Genomic DNA, 22,957 nt, shown 5'->3' on the forward strand with positions numbered 1-22,957 from the left:
GGCTCCACTGGCTTCTACAACAAAAAGACCGACACACATATGTTTACGGCATACCTGTTGGATATCGGAAGCTTCCCGTAAAACTTGATAGCGAGTGCCTGCAAGAGTCTTTTCCGGTAGCATTCCCCTCAGTTTGACCCGCCTGGAATCCCCTCATGTCCGACCGCCTGACCCTGCTGCGTCCCGACGACTGGCACATTCATCTTCGCGATGGTGCCGTGTTGACCAATACCGTTGCGGATGTTGCGCGCACCTTTGGTCGCGCCATCATCATGCCCAACCTGGTTCCGCCGGTCCGTAATGCGGCTGAGGCCGACGGCTATCGCCAGCGGATTCTCGCTGCTCGCCCGGCCGGCAGCCATTTCGAACCGCTGATGGTCCTGTACCTGACCGACCGCACCCAGCCTGAAGAAATTCGCGAGGCCAAGGCCTGCGGTTTCGTCCACGCCGCCAAGCTGTACCCGGCCGGCGCGACCACCAACTCGGACTCTGGCGTCACCAGCATCGACAAGATCTTTCCCGCACTGGAGGCCATGGCCGAAGTCGGAATGCCCTTGTTGATCCACGGCGAAGTCACCCGTGGCGATGTCGATGTATTCGACCGCGAAAAAATCTTCATCGATGAGCACATGCGCCGTGTGGTCGAGCGTTTCCCGACCCTGAAAGTGGTGTTCGAACACATCACGACCACCGACGCCGTGCAGTTCGTCAACTCGGCTTCGGCCAACGTGGGCGCGACCATCACAGCGCATCACCTGCTATACAACCGCAACCACATGCTGGTGGGCGGGATTCGTCCGCACTTCTACTGCCTGCCGATCCTCAAGCGCAATACGCACCAGGAAGCCCTGCTCGACGCCGCCACCAGCGGCAGCGAGAAGTTCTTCCTCGGCACAGACTCGGCGCCCCACGCCCAGCATGCCAAAGAAGCCGCTTGTGGCTGCGCTGGCTGCTACACCGCCTATGCCGCGATCGAGTTGTATGCCGAAGCCTTCGAACAGCGCAATGCGCTGGACAAGCTGGAAGCCTTCGCCAGCCTCAACGGCCCGCGTTTCTATGGCCTGCCGGCGAACACCGATCGCATCACCCTGGTCCGCGAAGAATGGACCGCCCCCACCAGCCTGCCGTTTGGCGAGCTGACCGTTATCCCGCTGCGCGCCGGTGAAAAACTGCGCTGGCGCCTGCTGGAGGAACACGCGTGAGTGAAGAGCATTTCGACGACGAACAGGAAGGTCATGGCGGCGGAGGCGGTCCCCGTCATCCAATGGCTGCCAGGTTTCGTGGTTACCTGCCCGTTGTCGTCGACGTAGAAACCGGTGGTTTCAACTCGGCCACCGACGCCCTGCTGGAAATTGCCGCGACCACCATCGCCATGGATGAAAAGGGGTTTGTGTACCCGGATCACACCTACTTCTTCCGTGTCGAGCCGTTCGAAGGCGCGAACATCGAAGCCGCCGCCCTGGAATTCACCGGGATCAAGCTCGATCACCCGTTGCGCATGGCCGTGAGTGAAGAAACAGCCCTGAACGACATCTTCCGTGGCGTACGCAAGGCCCTCAAGGCCAATGGATGCAAACGGGCGATCCTGGTCGGGCACAACAGCAGCTTCGACTTGGGCTTCCTCAACGCCGCGGTTGCGCGCCTGGACATGAAGCGCAATCCGTTTCACCCGTTCTCCAGTTTCGATACCGCGACCCTGGCCGGTCTGGCTTACGGCCAAACCGTGCTGGCCAAGGCCTGTCAGGCAGCCGATATCGACTTCGATGGTCGCGAGGCTCACTCGGCTCGCTACGACACCGAGAAGACGGCCGAGCTGTTCTGCGGCATCGTCAACCGCTGGAAACAGATGGGCGGCTGGGAAGATTTCGACGATTGACCTGTAGGAGCGAGCCTGCTCGCGATAGTGGTCAACGATAACGCGGGGGATCTGGCTCTCTGCGGTATCCAGCGTTCATCGCTAGCAGGCTCGCTCCAACAGAGAGCATAAAAAACACCCATAAAAAAACCGGCCTCGAAGGCCGGTTTTTTTGTACCTGGAACGTGCCTTACAGCGCAGCAGCGTGCTCAGTCAGGTAAGCCGCAACGCCTTCTGGCGAAGCGTTCATGCCTTTGTCGCCTTTTTTCCAGTTGGCAGGGCAAACTTCGCCGTGCTCTTCGTGGAATTGCAGAGCGTCGACCAGACGGATCAGCTCTTCCATGTTACGGCCCAGTGGCAGGTCGTTGACGATCTGCGAGCGAACAACGCCTTTGTCGTCGATCAGGAACGCGCCACGGAAAGCAACGCCGTCAGCGGACTGAACGTCGTAGGCCTTCATGATTTCCTGCTTGATGTCGGCAGCCATGGTGTAACCCACCTGGCCAATACCGCCGTTGTTCACCGGGGTGTTGCGCCATGCGTTGTGGGTGAAGTGCGAGTCGATCGACACAGCAACCACTTCCACGTTGCGCGCCTTGAAGTCAGCCAGGCGGTGGTCCAGAGCGATCAGCTCGGACGGGCAAACGAAGGTGAAGTCCAGCGGGTAGAAGAACACCAGGCCGTATTTGCCTTTGATGGCCGAAGACAGGGTGAAGCTGTCAACGATTTCGCCATTGCCGAGTACGGCCGGTACGGTGAAGTCAGGGGCTTGTTTGCCTACGAGTACGCTCATTGGATATCTCCTGGTGTAGAAACGTAAAAACAAGGTTGGTGCCAGCCTGCCACCCTCAGGCGACAGCCCTGTGACACAAACCCGTTTCGGAAAGACCGACCATCATACACTGCGTGTTTGACCTGTCCTCAACGGTTTTTCCCTCGATGCCTGAAAACGCCAGGCCGGATTTCGTTTCACCCGTCGTGGAAGCAACCGTTCGTCAGTACCGGGAAAAGCGCTCATAAAGCACTTTGACAATCATTCTCGTTAACATTAAGATCCACGGCATTCGAGCATAAACAAGCGACGGTCTTCACTTATGTATGTTTGCCTCTGCACTGGCGTCACCGACGGCCAAATCCGCGATGCGATCTATGAAGGATGCTGCAGCTACAAGGAAGTCCGCCAGGCTACCGGCGTTGCCGGTCAATGCGGCAAATGTGCCTGCCTCGCCAAGGAAGTGGTACGTGAGACCCTGACGAAACTGCAAACGGCCCAGGCAGCGATTCCTTTTCCAGCAGAATTTACAGCAGCATAATTACCGTATTTCAAAAAACCGGACGCCTGTCCGGTTTTTTTATGCCCGCAAATCAATCGCTTATGTTCCAGACGCGGAACACAAACATTCTTATTCCTATTAATTTTCATATAAGTTTCAATAACTTAGGTTTGACACTATTAAGTGTGCAGCTCAAACTCCGACTTATTGATAGCTAATAAAGGGCAGGACCCCATCATGAAAGGCGACGTAACAGTCATCCAGCATCTCAACAAAATCCTTGGCAATGAGCTGGTCGCGATCAATCAGTACTTTCTGCATGCACGCATGTATGAGGATTGGGGCCTGAACAAACTCGGCAAGCACGAGTACGACGAATCCATTGACGAGATGAAGCACGCGGACAAGCTGATCAAGCGCATCCTGTTCCTGGAGGGCCTGCCGAACGTTCAGGACCTGGGCAAGCTGCACATCGGCGAACACACCAAGGAAATGCTTGAGTGCGACCTGCGCATCGAACGCACCGGTCATGCCGACCTCAAGGTGGCCATTGCTCATTGCGAAACAGTGGGTGACTTCGGCAGCCGTGAACTGCTTGAAGATATCCTTGAGTCGGAAGAAGAACATATCGACTGGCTGGAAACTCAACTTGGCCTGATCGACAAGATTGGTATCGAGAACTACCTGCAATCGCAGATGGGCGACGACGAGTAAGTTCTACGCCATTGATCTCGATGCAATAAAAAGCCCCGCTCTCTTTCAAGGAGGCGGGGCTTTTTTGTACTTGCTCTTGCAGGAGCTGAGCTTGCTTGCGATGGTCGTTAACGATAACGCGGGGAACCTGGTTCCCCACAGCGCTCTTTAGCCCATCGCGAGCGGGCTCGCTCCTACAGGAAGCGAATCAGGCTTCGGTCTTCTGAGCAGCAGCCTTGGCAGCAGCGTCCTTGATCAGCGCCTGCAGCGAACCATCAGCGGACATCTCGGTCATGATGTCGCTACCGCCAACCAGCTCACCCGCCACCCACAGTTGCGGGAAGGTTGGCCAGTTGGCGTATTTTGGCAGGTTGGCGCGGATTTCCGGGTTTTGCAGGATGTCCACGTACGCAAACTTTTCACCACACGCCATCACGGCCTGCGCGGCTTTCGCGGAGAAGCCACACTGCGGGGCATTCGGCGAGCCTTTCATGTAAAGCAGAATGGTGTTGTTGGCAATCTGCTCTTTAATCGTTTCGATGATATCCATGGAGCACCTCGGCTGAACTTTCCGACTCATGGGTCGGCACGGTGGCGCATTGTAACGGAAAGCCGAGCACCCTGCTCGGTCTCTCCGTCAGATACGATCAGGCCGCCGCCACGGTCACCGGAACACCGTTCAACGCCGCATTGCCCGACAACTCATCGAGTTGACACTCATCCGTCAGGTCGTTGGCGCTGGAGCCTGGCTGGCCGCTGGCAATGGTCATTTGCACACCGGGTCGCGCATGGCCCCAACCGTGCGGAAGGCTGACCACACCTTTCATCATATCCAGGCTGCCAAGCACTTCAACTTCGATCGTGCCGACCCGGGAGCTGACCCGCACCCGCTGCCCGTCGTTCAAGCCGCGACTGGCCAGGTCATCCGGATGCATCAGCAACTGATGACGCGGCTTGCCCTTCACCAGACGGTGATAGTTGTGCATCCACGAATTGTTGCTGCGCACATGCCGACGACCAATCATCAACAATTCATCGGCGGCCGGTGCCTGCAGTGCCGCAAAGCGCGCCAGGTCGGCGAGGATCACTGCGGGAGCGGCCTGTACACTCTGGTTGGCGGTTTTCAGACGTGGCGCCAGATTGGGTTTCAGCGCCCCAAGATCGACCCCATGGGGATGATCGAACAGCGTTGCCAAAGACAGTTTGTGTTCCGAGGCATCGCCATACGACCCCATGCGCAAACCGCGATCGATCATCTGCGCCGGCGCCATGGTCGGTTTCAACTCCTTGCCGGTTTTCGCGGCGAAGGCCTTGGCCAGCCCGACGAAAATCTCCCAGTCATGCAGCGCGCCTTCGGGCTTGGCCAGGATTGCGCGATTGAAACGACTGACGTTACGCACCGCAAACATATTGAACGTGGTGTCGTAGTGGTCATTTTCCAGCGCCGAGGTGGATGGCAGGATCAGGTCGGCATATCGAGTGGTTTCATTGATGTACAAATCGACGCTGACCATGAACTCCAGCCCGTCCAGCGCCTGTTCCAGTTGTCGGCCATTGGGCGTGGACAATACCGGATTGCCCGCCACGGTGATCAGCGCACGGACCTGCCCTTCTCCCTCGGTCAGCATCTCCTCGGCCAGCGCCGACACGGGCAACTCGCCAGCATATTCTGGGCGCCCCGACACACGGCTCTGCCACAGATTGAAGTGTCCACCCGATGTGGAGGCCACCAGGTCCACCGCCGGCTCAGTGCACATCGCGCCCCCGACGCGATCGAGGTTACCGGTGACCAGATTGATCAACTGCACAACCCAGTGGCACAGCGTGCCGAACGCTTGGGTCGAGACGCCCATGCGGCCGTAGCAAACCGCGCTTGGCGCTGCGGCGAAGTCCCGCGCCAACTGGCGGATCTGCTCGGCCGGCACCGCGCACAACGGGCTCATGGCCTCGGCGGTGAAAGCGGCGACAGCCTCGCGCACATCCTCCAGCCCCTCCACGGGCAGATGACTGTCGCGGGTCAAGCCCTCGGCAAACAAGGTATTGAGCAAGCCGAACAGCAAGGCTGCATCGCCACCTGGGCGCACGAACAGATGCTGGTCGGCGATCGCCGCCGTTTCGCTGCGGCGCGGGTCGACCACCACCACTTTGCCGCCCCGGGCCTGGATCGCCTTCAGGCGTTTTTCCACATCCGGTACGGTCATGATGCTGCCGTTGGACGCCAGCGGATTGCCGCCGAGGATCAGCATGAAGTCGGTGTGATCGATGTCCGGGATCGGCAGCAACAGACCGTGGCCATACATCAAATGACTGGTCAGGTGATGGGGCAATTGATCGACCGACGTCGCGGAAAACCGGTTGCGGGTTTTCAACAGACCGAGGAAGTAATTGCTGTGGGTCATCAGTCCATAGTTGTGCACGCTGGGGTTGCCTTGATAGACCGCCACCGCGTTTTGCCCATGACGCTCCTGAATCGCCGCCAGGCGTTCGGCCACAAGGTTGAAAGCGTCCTGCCACTCGATGGGCTGCCATTCGCTGCCCACGCGTAACATGGGTTGATGCAGGCGGTCCGGGTCGTTCTGAATGTCCTGCAGGGCGACAGCCTTGGGGCAGATATGCCCACGGCTGAACGTATCCAGCGGATCGCCCTTGATCGAGGTGATCTGCACACGGCCTTCGAGCTCGGTGGTTTCGATGGTCAGGCCGCAGATGGCTTCACACAGGTGGCACGCACGGTGATGGAGAGTCTTGGTCATGGCCAGTCTCTGTCTTGTTCTGGGCGGGCAATGTCGGCCGCGGGAACAAAACTATGGCGCCTGCCCCGCCAGCGCGCCAGCGACGTTCGTCTTGTGAATTGGTGGCCATCAGGCCAACCGATGGCGGCTGCCGATCAGCTCGATGGCAGCCCGGGCGGCACCTGCGACTGAAGCTGCTGGAGGGTTTCGATCGGTTCGTGGGCTGCCTGCACTCCGGTCAGTTCGCCGATCAGGCGCCAATGCTCGTCCAGCCCGGCGCTGATGGTAACCATGCGGTCGATCATGCGTCGCGCGGCTTCCCGGGTCACTTTGTCGTCACTTCGCAAGAGTTCGAAGGACATCGAGGTCATCGAGGCGGTCAGGTGAGTCAGGGAGCGGGCCGTCAGGCCGAGCAATTCCATCAACTGCTGTTCTTTTGATTCCATCCCAAGGCTTCCTGCATCACTCGTGATTTATTTATACCCCAGCACCTTGCGTTAGCAAATGTTTCAAATTGGCAGCGCTGTGCACGAAGCCTGCAAACAACAGGTCAGAAAACCGACCACAAAACACCGCCAACGCCTCGCTCGATTGCCAAGCTGAGCGGGGCCGGTGTACAAAGACCCGGCTACTGTCAGGAAACAGGCTTCAAAAGCGCTACTGCGGTGAACCCGTAGCCCCTCTGAAATCCCCTAAAAACCGTAGCCCTATTGGTAAGACGCGACATTTAATTATAAGATCGCGCCTTCCCTTATTTCGTCGCCCCGTGCGGCTTACGCCGCAGGTCTCGCCCGTTGTTCCGTTAAACAAGGCTTTGAGCATCTGCGGTTTGTAGCAAAAAGGTAGTCAATGATGAGCGCAAGGCACTTTCTCTCCCTGATGGATTGCACGCCCGAAGAGCTGGTCAGCGTGATCCGTCGAGGCGTTGAGCTCAAGGACCTGCGTAACCGCGGCGTACTGTTCGAGCCCCTGAAAAATCGCGTGCTCGGGATGATTTTCGAAAAATCCTCGACCCGCACCCGCATTTCCTTCGAAGCCGGCATGATCCAGCTCGGTGGCCAGGCGATCTTCCTGTCGCCACGCGACACCCAACTGGGCCGTGGCGAGCCGATCAGTGATGCTGCCATCGTCATGTCGAGCATGCTCGATGCGGTGATGATCCGCACGTTTTCCCACAGCACCCTGACCCAATTCGCCGCCAATTCGCGCGTGCCGCTGATCAACGGCCTGTCCGACGATTTGCACCCGTGCCAGTTGCTGGCCGACATGCAGACCTTCCTCGAACACCGCGGCGCCATCCAGGGCAAGACCGTGGCCTGGATCGGTGACGGCAACAACATGTGCAACAGCTATATAGAAGCGGCGATCCAGTTCGACTTCCAGTTGCGCGTCGCCTGCCCGGAAGGCTACGAGCCGAACCCGGAGTTTCTGGCCCAGGCCGGCGATCGGGTAACCATCGTGCGTGATCCGAAAGATGCCGTACGCGGCGCGCATCTGGTGAGCACCGATGTCTGGACCTCCATGGGCCAGGAAGAGGAAACCGCCAAGCGTCTAGAGCTGTTCGCGCCATACCAGGTCAATCGTGCCCTGCTTGACCTGGCTGCCCCCGACGTTCTGTTCATGCACTGCCTGCCCGCGCACCGGGGCGAAGAAATCAGTGTGGATCTGCTCGACGACCCGCGCTCGGTCGCGTGGGACCAGGCTGAAAACCGTCTTCACGCGCAAAAGGCCCTGCTCGAATTTCTCGTTCCGCCTTCGTACCACCACGCATGAGTCAGCCACTCCTGCTTAACCTGCGCAACCTCGCCTGCGGCTATCAAGACCAGCGGGTCGTGCAGAACCTCAACCTGCATTTGAATGCGGGCGACATCGGTTGCCTGCTCGGCTCTTCGGGCTGCGGCAAGACCACCACCCTGCGTGCGATTGCCGGTTTCGAACCGGTGCACGAAGGTGACATCCAGCTCGCGGGCGAAACGATTTCCAGTGCAGGCTTCACCCTTGCACCGGAGAAGCGCCGCATCGGAATGGTGTTTCAGGACTACGCGCTGTTTCCCCATTTGAGCGTGGCCGACAACATTGCCTTCGGGATCCGCAAGCACCCGCAAAAGGATCGCGTCACCGAAGAGCTGCTGGAACTGGTCAACCTGAAAAACCTCGGCAAGCGCTTCCCCCATGAGCTTTCCGGTGGCCAACAGCAACGTGTCGCCCTGGCCCGCGCCCTGGCGCCGGAGCCGCAGCTGCTACTGCTCGACGAACCGTTTTCCAATCTCGATGGTGAATTGCGCCGCAAGCTCAGCCATGAGGTTCGTGACATCCTCAAGGCCCGCGGCACCAGTGCGATTCTGGTGACCCACGATCAGGAAGAAGCATTCGCCGTCAGTGATCACGTTGGCGTGTTCAAGGAAGGTCGGCTGGAGCAGTGGGATACGCCCTACAACCTCTATCACGAACCGCTGACACCCTTTGTGGCCAGCTTCATCGGCCAGGGTTACTTCATTCGTGGCCAACTGAGCAGTCCTGAGTCGGTGCAGACCGAATTGGGCGTGTTGCGCGGCAACCGTGCCTACACTTTGCCAGTCGGTGGTGCAGTGGATGTGTTGTTGCGTCCGGACGATATCGTCTATGCCCCGGACAGCGCGCTGAAGGCGCGGATCGTTGGCAAGACGTTCCTTGGCGCATCGACCTTGTATCGCCTGCAACTGGCGACGGGCGCGCAACTGGAGTCGATCTTCCCCAGCCATGTCGATCATCAGGCGGGTGTGGAGGTGGGCATTCGGGTTGCGGCGGAACACCTGGTGCTGTTCCAGGCTTACGGCAGCACGGCGGCACAGATTCCGGTCGTCGAATCCGGTGTCCGGCGGTACAGCGCTACTCACTGAGAAACACAATCCCTGTGGGAGCGAGCAAGCTCGTTCCCACAAAGGAATCGGTTTAACCCAGCCTCAACGTTCCGCTCGCCACCAGCGTCGCATTCCCACCGATCTTCACCCGCTCCCCCTCCAATCGGCAGAACAACTCTCCGCCCCGCGCCGAACATTGATAAGCCGTCAGGTTCGACTTGCCCAACCGCGCCGACCAGTACGGAATCAGGCAGCAATGGGTCGACCCGGTCACAGGATCTTCATTGATGCCAATGGCCGGAGCGAAATAGCGCGACACGAAATCGTGCTGAGTGCCCCGGGCGGTCACGATCGCCCCCAGCCAGGGCAGCTTCGCCAGGGCAACCATGTCAGGCTTGCAGTCGAGCACCGCCTGCTCGGACCCCAGCACCACGAACAGCTCATTCGAACCCAGCACATCGATGGCTTCCACGCCCAGGGCGCGCTCGACATCCAGGCTCACACCTATTTCCGAAGGAACGATCGCCGGAAAGTCCAGCCACAGGCGCCCACCGTCGCGGCTCACACTCAGCGGACCGGATTGACAGGTGAAGTCCAGACGCTCGACCGGCTCTTTATAGATTTCAAACAATACATAAGCGCTGGCCAGCGTTGCATGACCGCACAATGGAACCTCGGTGGTCGGAGTGAACCAGCGGATGTGCCAACCCTGCCCTTCACGCACCACGAAAGCCGTTTCAGCGAGATTGTGCTCCGCGGCGATTTTCTGCATCAATTCATCGGCGAGCCAGGCATCGAGCCGGTAAACCATTGCCGGGTTGCCGCCAAATGGCCGATCACTGAACGCATCGACCTGGTGAAACTCAAGCTGCATAACCGTCTCCTTGTGTTTTGCCCTTGAGCATGCAGCGGCCGAAAACGCTGCACCAGTGACAGTGCAGGCTAATTTTCGCCATACAGCGGCTCAGGCACGCCCGATGTCAGCGAACGTCGCCTGGGTGTGTTCGGCGAGCACGGCAGGGGCCAATTCAACTTCCAGACCGCGTCGACCTGCGCTGACAAAAATGCTCGCAAAAGGCTGAGCCGAATTATCGATAAACGTGCGCAAGCGCTTCTTCTGCCCCAACGGGCTGATCCCACCCAACAGATAACCGGTTGAACGCTGCGCCGCCGCCGGGTCGGCCATTTCGACCTTTTTCACCCCGGCCGCGTGAGCCAGGGCCTTCAAGTCCAAGGTGCCCGCAACCGGCACTACCGCGACCAGCAACTCTCCTTTCTCACTGGCTGCCAGCAAGGTCTTGAACACCTGCGCAGGGTCGAGCCCGAGTTTCTCCGCCGCCTCCAGCCCATAGGAAGCGGCCTTCGGGTCATGCTCATAGCTGTGTACTCGGTGTTCGGCCCGAACTTTTTTCAACAAATCCAATGCGGGGGTCATGACAGCTCCAGACTTGGCGGCAGTAGAAAATATTGGGCGGGATTCTAGGACATTGGTTAACAAAAGGCTCTATGGCGTGCCCTTCCGTCCATTCAATCAATAGGTCATTCATGCGACGAATAGTTGCATTCTGACTGATGGTTCACTTTCGACCTTTGACAGCAGTGTTTCTTGTCTATATTTTTTCGTTTTTGAAACTGCACAAAATGTCCTACCGCAGCACCTAGCCACAAACCGGGCACTGGATGGGGATCCTGACCCGGTGAAAAACGCGCTTTGATCATGATGAAAAAAAAGCGCCAGACAATAAAAAATGAGGTTTCGATGACAACCGCTTTACAACAACCATCACTCTCGAGCCAGTGCATGGCCGAATTCCTGGGCACTGCGCTGCTGATCTTTTTTGGTACGGGTTGCGTCGCCGCCCTCAAAGTCGCGGGCGCCAGCTTTGGTCTGTGGGAAATCAGCATCATCTGGGGGATCGGTGTAAGCATGGCGATTTACTTGACCGCCGGAGTTTCCGGCGCTCATCTCAACCCTGCCGTCAGCATCGCACTGAGCATTTTCGCCGACTTCGAAAAGCGCAAACTGCCGTTTTACATCCTGGCCCAAGTGGCGGGTGCCTTTTGTGGCGCCTTGTTGGTTTACACGCTATACAGCAATCTATTCTTCGATTTCGAACAAACTCATCATATGGTTCGCGGCACTAAAGCCAGCCTTGAATTGGCGTCGGTGTTCTCCACCTTTCCCAATCCGAGCCTGTCCACCTCACAGGCCTTTCTGGTCGAGGTGATCATCACCGCCATTTTGATGGGCGTGATCATGTCCCTGACGGACGACAACAATGGCCTGCCGAACGGACCGCTGGCGCCAATCCTGATTGGTTTGCTGATCGCGGTGATCGGCAGTTCGATGGGACCGCTGACCGGTTTCGCCATGAACCCCGCCCGTGATTTCGGCCCTAAATTGATGACGTTCTTCGCTGGCTGGGGTGACATTTCTTTCACCGGCGGGCGTGATATCCCGTACTTCCTGGTTCCGGTTTTCGCACCGATTATCGGGGCCTGCCTCGGCGCCGCAGCCTATCGCGGCGTTATTGCCCGCCATCTGCCCAGCGTCGCACCTGCTACAAAGGACACAGCACCGGCCATTGACGGCAAACCAAGAATTTCTTGATACCGTTGGCACGTGATTCTGCCCATTCAATCGCGCGCCAGACCTCATTCCCTTATTTCGTCCAAGGCAATCGACATGACCGACACACAGAATAAGAACTACATCATTGCCCTCGATCAGGGTACGACCAGCTCCCGCGCGATCATCTTCGACCGTGACGCCAACGTGGTCTGCACCGCACAGCGCGAATTCGCCCAGCATTACCCGCAAGCGGGCTGGGTCGAACACGACCCGATGGAAATCTTCGCCACCCAAAGCGCCGTGATGGTCGAGGCCCTGGCTCAGGCCGGCCTGCATCACGATCAGGTCGCAGCCATCGGCATCACCAACCAACGTGAAACCACCGTGGTCTGGGACAAGAACACCGGTCGACCGATTTATAACGCAATCGTCTGGCAGTGCCGCCGCAGCACCGAGATCTGCCAGCAGCTCAAGCGTGATGGCCACGAGCAATACATCAGCGAGACCACGGGTCTGGTGACCGACCCCTATTTCTCCGGCACCAAGCTCAAGTGGATCCTTGATCACGTCGAAGGCAGCCGTGAACGCGCGCGCAACGGCGAGTTGTTGTTCGGCACCGTCGACAGCTGGCTGATCTGGAAATTTACCGGCGGCAAGGTCCACGTCACCGACTACACCAATGCCTCGCGCACCATGCTCTTCAACATCCACACCCTGGAGTGGGACGCGAAGATGCTGGAGGTGCTGGACATCCCGCGGGAAATGCTGCCCCAGGTGAAATCGTCGTCGCAGATCTACGGCCATACCAAAAGCGGCATCGCCATCGGCGGGATCGCCGGCGACCAGCAAGCGGCGCTGTTCGGCCAGATGTGCGTTGAAGCAGGTCAGGCCAAGAACACCTACGGCACCGGCTGCTTCCTGCTGATGAACACCGGCGACAAAGCCGTGAAGTCCAGACACGGCATGCTCACCACCATCGCGTGCGGTCCGCGCGGTGAAGTGGCCTACGCCCTGGAAGGCGCCGTGTTCAATGGCGGCTCCACCGTCCAGTGGTTGCGCGATGAGCTGAAAATCATCAACGACGCCCACGACACCGAATACTTCGCCAACAAGGTCAAGGACAGTAACGGCGTGTACCTGGTACCGGCGTTCACCGGACTGGGCGCGCCGTACTGGGACCCCTACGCCCGTGGCGCATTGTTCGGCCTGACCCGCGGCGTCCGTGTGGATCACATCATTCGTGCAGCACTGGAGTCGATTGCCTACCAGACCCGCGACGTACTCGACGCCATGCAGCAAGACGCCGGCGAACGCCTCAAGGCCCTGCGCGTGGACGGCGGCGCCGTGGCGAACAACTTCCTCATGCAGTTCCAGGCCGACATCCTCGGCACGCAGGTAGAGCGCCCGCAAATGCGCGAGACCACCGCACTGGGTGCCGCGTACCTGGCAGGCTTGGCCTGCGGCTTCTGGGGCAGCCTGGAAGAACTGCGCGGCAAGGCGGTTATTGAACGCAAGTTCGAACCGGCGCTGGACGAAGCGGCGAAGGAAAAACTCTACGCCGGCTGGAAAAAAGCCGTCAGCCGCACCCGCGATTGGGAGCCGCACGAAGGGGCTGAATAAGCCAGGCTGAGGACTGTATCCGCGAGTAACTGGTCGGGAGGAGATTCCTGCGGCATCATGGGCAAATTTTGCTCGGCAGCCCAAAGGACGCCCCATGAATCTGCCTCCCCGTCAGCAGCAAATTCTCGAACTGGTCCGCGAACGCGGGTACGTCAGTATCGAGGAAATGGCCACGCTGTTCGTTGTTACACCGCAGACCATTCGCCGCGATATCAATCAGCTGGCGGAAGCCAATTTGTTGCGCCGCTACCACGGCGGCGCAGCCTACGACTCCAGCGTCGAAAACACCGCCTACGCCATGCGCGCCGATCAGATGCGCGACGAGAAACAGCGTATCGGCGAAGCCATCGCCGCACAGATCCCCGATCACGCCTCGCTGTTCATCAATATCGGCACGACCACCGAATCGATTGCCCGGGCGCTGCTCAACCACAGCCATCTCAAAATCATCACCAACAACCTGCATGTGGCATCGATGCTCAGCGCCAAGGACGACTTCGATGTCCTGCTGACCGGGGGCAATGTGCGACGTGACGGTGGCGTGGTCGGTCAGGCCAGTGTCGATTTCATCAACCAGTTCAAGGTCGATTTCGCCCTGGTTGGCATCAGCGGCATCGATGAAGACGGCAGCCTGCTGGATTTCGATTATCAGGAAGTGCGGGTTTCCCAGGCGATCATCGCCAATGCCCGACAAGTGATTCTGGCCGCTGACTCCAGTAAGTTCGGGCGCAACGCCATGATTCGCCTGGGGCCGATCAGCCTGGTTGATTGTCTGGTCACGGATCAGCAGCCTTCCCCTGCGCTGGCGCAGCTTTTGAGCCAGCACAAAGTCAGACTGGAAGTCGTTTAAGCACATCCCCCGTGGCGAGGGAGCTTGCTCCCGCTGGGCTGCGAAGCGGCCCCTCTCCAATTGAGTTCATTTAGACCCACTGAACTCGCCACAAAAGCGACGGGAGCAAGCTCCCTCGCCACCAAAGCCGTCCGCTTACACTCTCAATGTTCGTAAATTTTCCTTTCATCGCCATTCGATGAGTTTTTTCAATCAAATCTGACTGGCTGCGTGCGTCTTTATGGGCTAGTATTTTCGCAAATGAACATTTATGTTCGATTTCAAATACAGAACATCAAAGAATCCCGAGGCCCGAGCCGATGCCCACTTCTATCTTGCCCACGCCCCCTCTTGCCGAGGTCTACGATATTGCCGTCATTGGTGGCGGGATCAATGGCGTGGGGATCGCAGCGGATGCCGCCGGTCGCGGTCTGTCGGTGTTCCTTTGCGAAAAGGATGATTTGGCCAGCCATACCTCGTCGGCCAGCAGCAAGCTGATCCATGGCGGCCTGCGTTATCTCGAACACTACGAATTCCGTCTGGTGCGCGAAGCCCTGGCCGAGCGCGAGGTGCTGCTGGCCAAGGCTCCGCACATCGTCAAGCCAATGCGCTTCGTGCTGCCGCATCGCCCGCACCTGCGACCCGCCTGGATGATTCGTGCCGGCCTGTTCCTGTACGACCATCTTGGCAAACGGGAAAAACTCGCCGGTTCGAAAAGCCTGAAGTTCGGTCCCAATAGCGCACTGAAAAGTGAAATCACCAAGGGCTTCGAATACTCCGACTGCTGGGTCGACGATGCCCGGCTGGTGGTGCTCAATGCCATGGCCGCCCGGGAGCAAGGTGCCCATGTCCATACCCAGACCCGTTGCGTCAGCGCTCGTCGCACCAAAGGCCTGTGGCACCTGCATCTGGAGCGCGCCGATGGCAGTCTGTTTTCGATCCGTGCCAAGGCGCTGGTGAATGCCGCTGGCCCATGGGTCGCCAAGTTCATCCGCGACGACCTGAAGATGGAATCGCCCTACGGCATCCGCCTGATCCAGGGCAGCCACCTGATCGTGCCGAAGCTGTACGAAGGCGAGCACGCGCACATTCTGCAAAACGAAGATCAGCGCATCGTGTTCACCATTCCTTACCTGAACCATTTCACCCTGATCGGCACCACCGACCGCGAATACACGGGTGATCCGGCAAAGGTGGCGATCACTGAAGGCGAAACCGATTACCTGCTCAAAGTGGTCAATGCTCACTTCAAAAAGCAAATCAGCCGCGATGACATCCTGCACAGCTATTCCGGCGTGCGTCCGCTGTGCAACGACGAATCCGACAACCCGTCGGCCGTCACCCGCGATTACACCCTGGCGTTGTCGGGCAGTGGCGAAGAAGCACCGTTGTTGTCGGTATTCGGTGGCAAGCTGACCACCTACCGCAAACTGGCCGAATCGGCGCTGGCGCTACTGGCGCCGCACTTTGCGCAGATGAAGCCGAGCTGGACCGCCAACGCGACCTTGCCGGGCGGCGAAGACATGACCACCCCGCAAGCGCTGAGCGCGTTGATTCGCGACAAGTTCGACTGGGTCCCGACAGAAATTTCGCGCCGCTGGGCGACCACCTACGGCAGCCGTACCTGGCGCCTGCTCGAAGGCGTACAGAACCTCAACGACATGGGCGAACACATCGGTGGCGGCCTCTACACCCGCGAAGTCGATTACCTGTGCAGTGAAGAGTGGGCCACCACCGCACACGACATCCTGTGGCGCCGCAGCAAGCTCGGGTTGTTCACCACGGCCGCGGAACAGGACAAGCTCAAGGATTACCTGAACAAGGTCGAGCAGCACCGCAGCAAGATCGAAGCAGCCTGATTGCACCGCTTGATACTGTAGGAGCGAGCATGCTCGCGAAAAACGCCAGGGCAACGCGGGGTATCCGGCAGAGCGCGTTATCGTTGACGTCCATCGCGAGCAGGCTCGCTCCTACAAGAGGCGCTGTCTCATATATCCCGCAAATCTGATTCATGGATGGGCTGATCACGGTGCGTCGCCCGCTGGTATTGCGCCGGCCAGATGGCTTTGCGTCCGCCGAGATCGTCATCCGCGTGCAGCGGCCAGTAAGGATCACGCAACAACTCGCGGGCCAGGAAAATGATATCCGCCTGACAGGTGCGCAGAATGTGTTCGGCCTGAGCCGGCTCGGTGATCATTCCTACGGTGCCAGTCGCGATTTCCGATTCCTTGCGAACCCGCTCGGCGAAGCGGGTCTGATAACCAGGCCCAGTGGGAATTTCCGCATTCGCCGCCGTGCCGCCGGACGAAACATCGATCAGGTCCACACCCAGCGCCTTGAGCCGCCGCGCCAGCTCGACGGTTTCATCGGGATTCCAGCCGTCTTCCACCCAGTCAGTGGCCGAAACCCGGACAAACAGCGGCAACTCTTCGGGCCACACCGCGCGCACCGCTTCGGTGACTTGCAGCACCAGGCGGATGCGATTTTCGAATGAGCCGCCGTACTGATCGCGCCGTTGATTACTCAAAGGCGAAAGAAACTGGTGCAACAGATAACCATGGGCCGCATGCACCTCGACCACTTTGAAACCGGCGATCAGCGCGCGCTTGGCCGAATCGACGAAGGCCTGAATGACGTTGGCGATTTCGCCGTCATCAAGCTGCCTGGGCTGAGTGTGCTGGGGGTCGAACGCGATCGGTGACGGGCCGACCGGAAGCCAGCCGCCCTCTTCGATCTTGACGCTGCCATGCTTGCCCAGCCACGGCCGATAGGTGCTGGCCTTTCGCCCTGCGTGCGCCAACTGGATACCCGCAACGGCGCCTTGGGCAGCAATGAAGCGGGTGATGCGTTGCAGCGGCTCGATTTGCTCATCGTTCCACAAACCAAGGTCTTGCGCGGTGATGCGCCCGTCGGCCGTGACCGCCGTGGCTTCGGTGAATATCAGTCCGGCCCCGCCGATGGCGCGGCTGCCGAGGTGGACCAAGTGCCAGTCATTGGCCAGGCCATCCACACTGGAATACTGGCACATCGGTGATACCGCAATGCGGTTGAGCAGGGTCAGTTGACGAAGGGTATAGGGTTCAAGCAGCAGACTCATGGGGCACCTCTCGAATCAGTGGTCAGGCTCCAGGGTTCTGTTTGAAAAGTCGACGAGTGACAGGAAACAAGTGCAGCACCCGCCCCCGCGGGCAAAAAATTCGACAAGACGTCACAAGGATTATCAAGCAGTGCTTAGAGCCTAGTCGACAATGGGGGATGGGGGAGGTTCAGGAATGAAACAGACAATCCGCACACAGCACAGTCCATGTAGCGAGGGAGCTTGCTCCCTCGCCACAAAAGCTATCGCGGTTCGATGTGGGCAATCATCAGTTGAACGGTCTCGTTGCCGCGGAACTCGTTGACGTCGAGCTTGTAGGCCAGCTCCACCCACTTGATGGTCGGATTCGGCCAGATATCGCGGTCGATACCAAAGGCAATGCCATCCAGTTTCACCGAGCCACATTCGCTCCTCAGTACCACTTTGAGGTGCCGTTCGCCGACGACGCGCTGCTCGACCAACTGGAAAACCCCATGAAACAGCGGCTCCGGAAAGTGCTGCCCCCAGGGACCGGCATGGCGCAGCGCGCGGGCCAGTTCCAGGTGAAACTCCTCGACCGCCAGGGTGCCGTCCGACAGCAGACGCCCGGTCAGGTCTTCTTCGCGCAATTGCCTGCGTACCTCGGCGTCAAAGGCTTCGGCGAACAGCGGAAAATTCGCTTCCGGCAGCGTCAGACCGGCGGCCATGGCATGGCCACCATATTTGCTGATCAGGTCCGGATGCTGCGCCGCCACCACGCTCAGGGCATCGCGGATATGGAAGCCCTGGACCGAACGCCCCGAGCCCTTGAGCAGACCGTCTCCCGCATCGGCAAAGGCAATGGTCGGACGGAAATAGCGCTCCTTCATGCGCGATGCGAGGATGCCGATGACCCCCTGATGCCACTCGGGATCGAACAGACACAGACCAAACGGCATGGAATCCACCGGCAAATCCTTGAGCTGGGCCAGCGCTTCACGCTGCATGCCCTGCTCGATGGATTTGCGGTCCTGGTTCATGCCGTCCAGCTGAGCGGCCATCTCGCGGGCCAGCGCCGCATCTTCGGTCAGCAGGCATTCGATGCCCAGGCTCATGTCATCCAGGCGCCCCGCTGCGTTCAGGCGCGGGCCGACAATGAATCCCAGATCGGTGGAGGTGATGCGCGCCGGCTCACGCTTGGCCACTTCGAGAATCGCCTTGATGCCCGGCCGCGCACGTCCGGCGCGAATCCGCTCGAGGCCCTGGTGCACCAGAATCCGGTTGTTGGCATCCAGCGGCACCACGTCAGCCACGCTGCCCAACGCCACGAGGTCGAGCAATTCGCCGATGTTCGGCTGTGGCTTGTTCTCGTACCAGCCCAGGCTGCGCAAGCGCGCGCGCAAGGCCATCAGCACATAGAAAATCACACCAACGCCGGCCAGCGCCTTGCTCGGGAACTCACAACCTGGCTGGTTCGGATTGACGATGGCATCGGCCTGGGGCAATTCATCACCGGGCAAGTGGTGGTCGGTGACCAGCACCTTGAGGCCGGCCTTTTTCGCCGCCGCCACGCCTTCGACGCTGGAGATGCCATTGTCCACGGTGATCAACAGCTGTGGCTGACGCTCCAGCGCCACGGCAACGATCTCCGGCGTCAGGCCGTAACCGTAGTCAAAACGGTTGGGCACCAGGTAATCGACATGGGCCGCGCCCAGCAAACGCAGGCCCAGCGTGCCCACGGTACTGGCCGTCGCGCCATCGGCGTCGAAATCGCCGACGATCAGAATCCGTTGCCGCTGTTCGAGCGCGGTCACCAGCAGGTCCACGGCAGCATCAATGCCCTTGAGCTGCTGGAACGGAATCAGCCGCGCCAGACTCTTGTCCAGTTCGACTGCGGATTGCACGCCCCGCGCGGCGTAGAGTCGGGTCAGCAGAGGTGGAATATCACCCAGCAATGGCAAGGGGTCGGGCAACAGGCGAGATTCAATGCGCATGGGGTGACAGGAGCTTCTCTTCAGTACGTGGGATAAAGGCGCATGACGCGGTCCAGCGGCGAACGATCAGCCGCGTTCGCCGGCCAGCCACTGCAACTGGACTTCATGCTGACCACGGTCGTCAGTGACGAAAATCGTCCCTTCACTGATCATCACGTCCCACTTGATAACGCGAGGCATGTCCTTGGCCAGGGTTTCCAGCACTTCCTGGGGCACTGCGGCGATGTTGACGTTTTTCAGGTTTTTGATCGCCGGGATCACCTTGCCTTCCCAGACGCGCAGGCTGCCGTAGGCCAGCAGGCTGGTGCGTTCGGTACGACGCGAGCACCAGGTCAGGCGCTCGGCATCCGGTTGGCCGACTTCGATCCAGTGCAGGACACGGTCATCCAGGCTTTTTTCCCACAAGGCCGGTTCATCCACTTCTGAAAGACCACGGCCAAAGGACAGCTGCTCGTTGTACCAGAGGGCATAGGCCAGCAGGCGCACGGTCATACGCTCTTCGGTTTCCGAAGGGTGACGGGCGATGGTCTGCTTGACGCTCTCGTAAACGCTGCGGTCAAGGTCGGTGAGGTTCAGTTCAAACTTGTAAGTCGTGGACGGCTGGGCCATGAACGGGCTTCTTGATACGAGGAAAGTCGGCAAGTCTAACCGATGCGGCAGGCAATCAACGAATAGAAGGCGATCTACCTTGAGCGCCTGACAGTCGGCTATGTTAAAAGTCTGTATTCGCTCAGTCTTTTGTCCTACAGGATTTAGTATGCCGCTCACCGCCAAACCGCTCTCAGGTCTGAAAGTCATCGAATTGGGCACTCTGATTGCCGGTCCGTTTGCCTCGCGCATCTGCGCTGAATTCGGTGCCGACGTGGTCAAGATCGAGTCCCCGGACGGTGGCGATCCGCTGCGCAAGTGGCGCAAGTTGTACGAAGGGACTTCGCTGTGGTGGTTCGTTCAGGCGCGCAACAAAAAATCCCTGACGCTGAACCTCAAGCATCCGGATGGCCTGGCGATTCTGAAAAAGCTGCTCAGTGAAGCGGACATCCTGATCGAAAACTTCCGCCCCGGCGTGCTGGAAAAACTGGGGCTGGGCTGGGACGTCTTGCACGCGCTGAACCCGAAACTGGTCATGGTGCGACTCTCGGGCTTTGGCCAGACCGGCCCGATGAAGGATCAGCCGGGGTTTGGAGCGGTGGGCGAATCCATGGGGGGCCTGCGTTACATCACCGGGTTCGAAGACCGGCCACCGGTGCGTACCGGGATCTCCATCGGTGATTCGATCGCCGCGCTCTGGGGCGTGATCGGCGCGCTGATGGCCCTGCGTCACCGCGAGGTCAATGGCGGCCAGGGGCAAGTGGTGGATGTGGCGCTGTATGAAGCGATTTTCGCCATGATGGAAAGCATGGTCCCGGAATTTGATGTTTTCGGCTTTATTCGCGAACGCACCGGCAACATCATGCCCGGTATTACCCCCTCCTCGATCCACACCAGCGCCGACGGCAAACATGTGCAGATCGGCGCCAATGGCGATGCGATCTTCAAACGCTTCATGATGATCATCGGTCGCGAAGACTTGGCCAATGACCCGGCCCTGGCCAGCAACGACGGACGCGACAGCCGCCGCGACGAGATCTACGGGGTGATTGATCGCTGGGTCAACTCGTTGCCGCTGGACACAGTCATTGAGCGCTTGAAACAGGCCGATGTGCCGGCCAGCCGCATCTTCAGCGCCGAAGACATGTTCAGCGACCCGCAATACCTTGCGCGGGAAATGTTCCTGCAGGCCAAACTTCCTGATGGCAAAGGCTTCAAGATGCCGGGGATTGTGCCGAAACTCTCAGAGACACCCGGTGAATGTGAATGGGTCGGGCCGCAACTGGGTGAGCATAACGCACAGGTACTCCAGGAACTTGGCTATGACGCGTCGCAGATCGCACAACTGCGCAAAGACGGAGCCATCTGAGCTGAAGCGTCTGCTGGCGCGGTCAATCAAGCACTGCCTGCCACTCAACAGGCGGGTGTTGTTTGCGTTGGTGAGCATGTGGCTGATCAGCGGACTGACCTTGTTGCCGATGCTGGCACAAGCCGGGGAATCCCTGGTCTGGCTGAAGCGGGACCTACCGCCACTGTTTATTTTCGAAGGACCGGACAAGAATCAGGGAGTCATCGATCAGCTGTTGCGGCAGCTAATCGCCGGCATGCCCCAGTACCAGCACAGCGTAAAGAAAGTCAATCGTGCCCGCGGACTGCAAATGCTCCGTGAATCGGCGCTCACGTGCGATGCAGCGCTGAATTGGAGCAAGGAGCGCGATAACTGGATCGCGTTTTCCGTTCCGGTCTTCCGCGCCATGAGCAATGGCTTGGCCGTGCGCCGTGGCGATCGGGAGGTGTTGACGCCTTTCATCAAGGATGGAGAGGTGGATCTGGCGGCCCTGCTGGCCAAGGGCAGCGTAACGCTGGGGATTATTGCCGAACGCAACTACGGCGAGTTTATCGATGCACTGCTCAAACAAGCCCCCCCTCAAGCACTGACACTGCACTACGGTAATGACGCGCTGGGTAGCCTGCTTCAGATGCAACGCCTGGGGCGCCTGCACCTGTTGCTGGGCTACCGACCGGAGATTCGCTACCAGGCTCAGCGACAAGGGATCGACGAGGATGAATTGCAGTTCTATCCGATTCGCGGCACCGGCAAGTACCTGTCCGGCTACATCGGCTGTACCGACACGCCCCAAGGCCGACAGGCGATCATCGAGATCAATCAACTACTGCATAACCTGCCTCGCGATGACCTGAGCGAGGCCTACGCCGCCTGGCTCGACCCGGAAAGTCGCAGCGAGTATCTGCAGGCGTCCAAGGTATTTTTTGAGCAGCAGGCCGGGCACTGAAAACCACCCGGCAAAAAGAAACCCCGAGAAGTGGGGAGACGACTCGGGGTTAAACGTGGCCTACCTATAGACCAGTGGCAGCAAGCTACAAGCACCGGAGCACAATGCTTGATCCTGCTGTTAAAAGATCTGACTGATCCGGGCGCAGGAAGGTTCCCACAAAAAACACTTTCAATTCCGGCGGGCCAGCAACTTGTCTTGAGCTGCATGGCGCAATGCCGCAATGACACAGGGCTCCAGCCGTCCTTCCGCAATCAGCACATCGCGATGCAAACCGTCGACCACATCCGTGAGCAGACGCCTATCACTCAATTGGGCCTGGTTGAACTCGCGTTCGACCACAACCGCCCCCATCGTATTCGTCAATGACACCCGGCATTCACCATGAATACCCGACGGGGTCAGTGTCACCTGGTACGGGCTCAGAGCCTCACCGAGCAAGAGACTGATACTTTCCATCTCGATCACCACTCAATAGTCCGAAACAAAGTGCCTGGGGCATCTCTACAGTAAATGACCGCTGGCCCGAGAAGAAAGTTCTGAAAACCGGTTGGCGGGACGCTGCGCCTCCCGTCGATAGAGCATGCATGCCAAAGATGACAGAGAAAAAA

The 22,957-nt window shown here is 59.2% G+C and carries 22 protein-coding genes; 12 read left to right on the forward strand and 10 right to left on the reverse strand.

All coding sequences use genetic code 11. The features are described from left to right. Positions 1 to 155: 155 nt before the first annotated feature. Both pyrC and rnt read left to right on the forward strand, forming a co-directional pair. Positions 156 to 1,202 (forward strand): dihydroorotase, encoded by a 1,047-nt coding sequence (pyrC, locus tag GQ39_RS19490; protein ID WP_047532687.1) that lies wholly within the window; start codon positions 156 to 158, stop codon positions 1,200 to 1,202. Next, entirely contained in the window at positions 1,199 to 1,876 is a 678-nt protein-coding gene (gene rnt / locus GQ39_RS19495; RefSeq protein WP_047532689.1) for a ribonuclease T, read from the forward strand. The genes pyrC and rnt overlap by 4 nt, the downstream gene beginning before the upstream one ends. 169 nt (positions 1,877 to 2,045) lie before the next feature. Here the strand turns inward: rnt and GQ39_RS19500 are convergent, their stop codons facing one another. After that, a complete protein-coding gene (locus tag GQ39_RS19500) occupies positions 2,046 to 2,648 on the reverse strand; it encodes a peroxiredoxin (protein WP_047532691.1) in 603 nt (200 codons plus the stop codon). Positions 2,649 to 2,949: 301 nt separating this feature from the next. Between GQ39_RS19500 and GQ39_RS31675 the strand changes: the two genes are divergently transcribed. Both GQ39_RS31675 and bfr read left to right on the forward strand, forming a co-directional pair. Further along, positions 2,950 to 3,168: a bacterioferritin-associated ferredoxin gene (locus tag GQ39_RS31675; RefSeq protein WP_081997943.1), complete on the forward strand. Its 219-nt coding sequence runs from the start codon at positions 2,950 to 2,952 to the stop codon at positions 3,166 to 3,168. A gap of 198 nt (positions 3,169 to 3,366) precedes the next feature. Then, the gene (gene bfr, locus GQ39_RS19505) at positions 3,367 to 3,843 is read left to right on the forward strand and encodes a bacterioferritin (RefSeq protein WP_047532694.1); all 477 of its coding nucleotides are present in this window, start codon (positions 3,367 to 3,369) and stop codon (positions 3,841 to 3,843) included. Between the two features lie 187 nt (positions 3,844 to 4,030). Here the strand turns inward: bfr and grxD are convergent, their stop codons facing one another. The 3 genes from grxD to GQ39_RS19520 all read right to left on the reverse strand — a co-directional run bounded on the left by grxD (position 4,031) and on the right by GQ39_RS19520 (position 7,000). Beyond that, positions 4,031 to 4,372, reverse strand: coding sequence for a Grx4 family monothiol glutaredoxin (grxD, locus tag GQ39_RS19510; protein WP_047532696.1), 342 nt, complete (start codon positions 4,370 to 4,372; stop codon positions 4,031 to 4,033). A gap of 97 nt (positions 4,373 to 4,469) precedes the next feature. Then, entirely contained in the window at positions 4,470 to 6,575 is a 2,106-nt protein-coding gene (locus GQ39_RS19515) for a molybdopterin oxidoreductase family protein (RefSeq protein ID WP_047532698.1), read from the reverse strand. Between the two features lie 134 nt (positions 6,576 to 6,709). Further along, positions 6,710 to 7,000, reverse strand: coding sequence for a hypothetical protein (locus tag GQ39_RS19520; RefSeq protein WP_047532700.1), 291 nt, complete (start codon positions 6,998 to 7,000; stop codon positions 6,710 to 6,712). A 406-nt stretch (positions 7,001 to 7,406) separates the two neighbouring features. On the opposite strand from GQ39_RS19520, the gene argF reads away from it, so the two are divergent. Both argF and GQ39_RS19530 read left to right on the forward strand, forming a co-directional pair. Then, positions 7,407 to 8,327 (forward strand): ornithine carbamoyltransferase, encoded by a 921-nt coding sequence (gene argF, locus GQ39_RS19525; protein WP_047532701.1) that lies wholly within the window; start codon positions 7,407 to 7,409, stop codon positions 8,325 to 8,327. Beyond that, the gene (locus tag GQ39_RS19530; protein ID WP_047532703.1) at positions 8,324 to 9,433 is read left to right on the forward strand and encodes an ABC transporter ATP-binding protein; all 1,110 of its coding nucleotides are present in this window, start codon (positions 8,324 to 8,326) and stop codon (positions 9,431 to 9,433) included. The genes argF and GQ39_RS19530 overlap by 4 nt, the downstream gene beginning before the upstream one ends. 52 nt (positions 9,434 to 9,485) lie before the next feature. Here the strand turns inward: GQ39_RS19530 and GQ39_RS19535 are convergent, their stop codons facing one another. Together GQ39_RS19535 and ybaK are read right to left on the reverse strand one after the other, a co-directional pair. Continuing rightward, the gene (locus GQ39_RS19535) at positions 9,486 to 10,268 is read right to left on the reverse strand and encodes a PhzF family phenazine biosynthesis protein (RefSeq protein ID WP_047532705.1); all 783 of its coding nucleotides are present in this window, start codon (positions 10,266 to 10,268) and stop codon (positions 9,486 to 9,488) included. A gap of 90 nt (positions 10,269 to 10,358) precedes the next feature. Further along, complete coding sequence (gene ybaK / locus GQ39_RS19540; protein ID WP_047532707.1) at positions 10,359 to 10,829, reverse strand: Cys-tRNA(Pro) deacylase; 471 nt, start codon at positions 10,827 to 10,829, stop codon at positions 10,359 to 10,361. A 324-nt stretch (positions 10,830 to 11,153) separates the two neighbouring features. Here ybaK and GQ39_RS19545 point away from each other — a divergent pair, with 324 nt between their 5' ends. The 4 genes from GQ39_RS19545 to glpD all read left to right on the forward strand — a co-directional run bounded on the left by GQ39_RS19545 (position 11,154) and on the right by glpD (position 16,274). Then, positions 11,154 to 12,005, forward strand: a complete 852-nt coding sequence (locus GQ39_RS19545) for an MIP/aquaporin family protein (protein ID WP_047532709.1) — start codon at positions 11,154 to 11,156, stop codon at positions 12,003 to 12,005. 75 nt (positions 12,006 to 12,080) lie between these two features. Continuing rightward, positions 12,081 to 13,586, forward strand: coding sequence for a glycerol kinase GlpK (glpK, locus tag GQ39_RS19550; protein ID WP_047532711.1), 1,506 nt, complete (start codon positions 12,081 to 12,083; stop codon positions 13,584 to 13,586). A 94-nt stretch (positions 13,587 to 13,680) separates the two neighbouring features. After that, positions 13,681 to 14,436 carry a DeoR/GlpR family transcriptional regulator gene (locus GQ39_RS19555; protein ID WP_047532714.1) on the forward strand — a complete coding sequence of 252 codons (756 nt, stop codon included), beginning with the start codon at positions 13,681 to 13,683 and terminating at the stop codon, positions 14,434 to 14,436. A 299-nt stretch (positions 14,437 to 14,735) separates the two neighbouring features. Continuing rightward, positions 14,736 to 16,274, forward strand: a complete 1,539-nt coding sequence (gene glpD, locus GQ39_RS19560; RefSeq protein WP_047532716.1) for a glycerol-3-phosphate dehydrogenase — start codon at positions 14,736 to 14,738, stop codon at positions 16,272 to 16,274. 128 nt (positions 16,275 to 16,402) lie between these two features. Here glpD and GQ39_RS19565 read toward each other — a convergent pair whose 3' ends face one another. The 3 genes from GQ39_RS19565 to GQ39_RS19575 form a co-directional block, all read right to left on the reverse strand. Further along, positions 16,403 to 17,512, reverse strand: a complete 1,110-nt coding sequence (locus GQ39_RS19565; RefSeq protein WP_047532719.1) for an NADH:flavin oxidoreductase/NADH oxidase — start codon at positions 17,510 to 17,512, stop codon at positions 16,403 to 16,405. Between the two features lie 242 nt (positions 17,513 to 17,754). Then, a complete protein-coding gene (gene recJ, locus GQ39_RS19570) occupies positions 17,755 to 19,464 on the reverse strand; it encodes a single-stranded-DNA-specific exonuclease RecJ (protein ID WP_047532721.1) in 1,710 nt (569 codons plus the stop codon). A 66-nt stretch (positions 19,465 to 19,530) separates the two neighbouring features. Beyond that, positions 19,531 to 20,073, reverse strand: coding sequence for a YaeQ family protein (locus GQ39_RS19575; RefSeq protein ID WP_047532723.1), 543 nt, complete (start codon positions 20,071 to 20,073; stop codon positions 19,531 to 19,533). A gap of 148 nt (positions 20,074 to 20,221) precedes the next feature. Here GQ39_RS19575 and GQ39_RS19580 point away from each other — a divergent pair, with 148 nt between their 5' ends. Beyond that, on the forward strand, positions 20,222 to 21,421 hold the full coding sequence (locus GQ39_RS19580) for a CaiB/BaiF CoA transferase family protein (protein WP_047532726.1): 1,200 nt from the start codon (positions 20,222 to 20,224) through the stop codon (positions 21,419 to 21,421). Then, the gene (locus GQ39_RS19585) at positions 21,375 to 22,346 is read left to right on the forward strand and encodes a TIGR02285 family protein (protein ID WP_047532728.1); all 972 of its coding nucleotides are present in this window, start codon (positions 21,375 to 21,377) and stop codon (positions 22,344 to 22,346) included. Before GQ39_RS19580 ends, GQ39_RS19585 begins: the two co-directional genes overlap by 47 nt. Before the next feature lie 171 nt (positions 22,347 to 22,517). On the opposite strand, the gene GQ39_RS19590 is transcribed toward GQ39_RS19585, so the two are convergent. Beyond that, a complete protein-coding gene (locus tag GQ39_RS19590; RefSeq protein WP_047532730.1) occupies positions 22,518 to 22,805 on the reverse strand; it encodes a DUF3509 domain-containing protein in 288 nt (95 codons plus the stop codon). Between the last annotated feature and the right edge of the window lie 152 nt (positions 22,806 to 22,957).

The sequence above is a fragment of the Pseudomonas sp. 11/12A genome (assembly GCF_000800055.1).
Classification (GTDB): Bacteria; Pseudomonadota; Gammaproteobacteria; order Pseudomonadales; family Pseudomonadaceae; genus Aquipseudomonas; species Aquipseudomonas mohnii.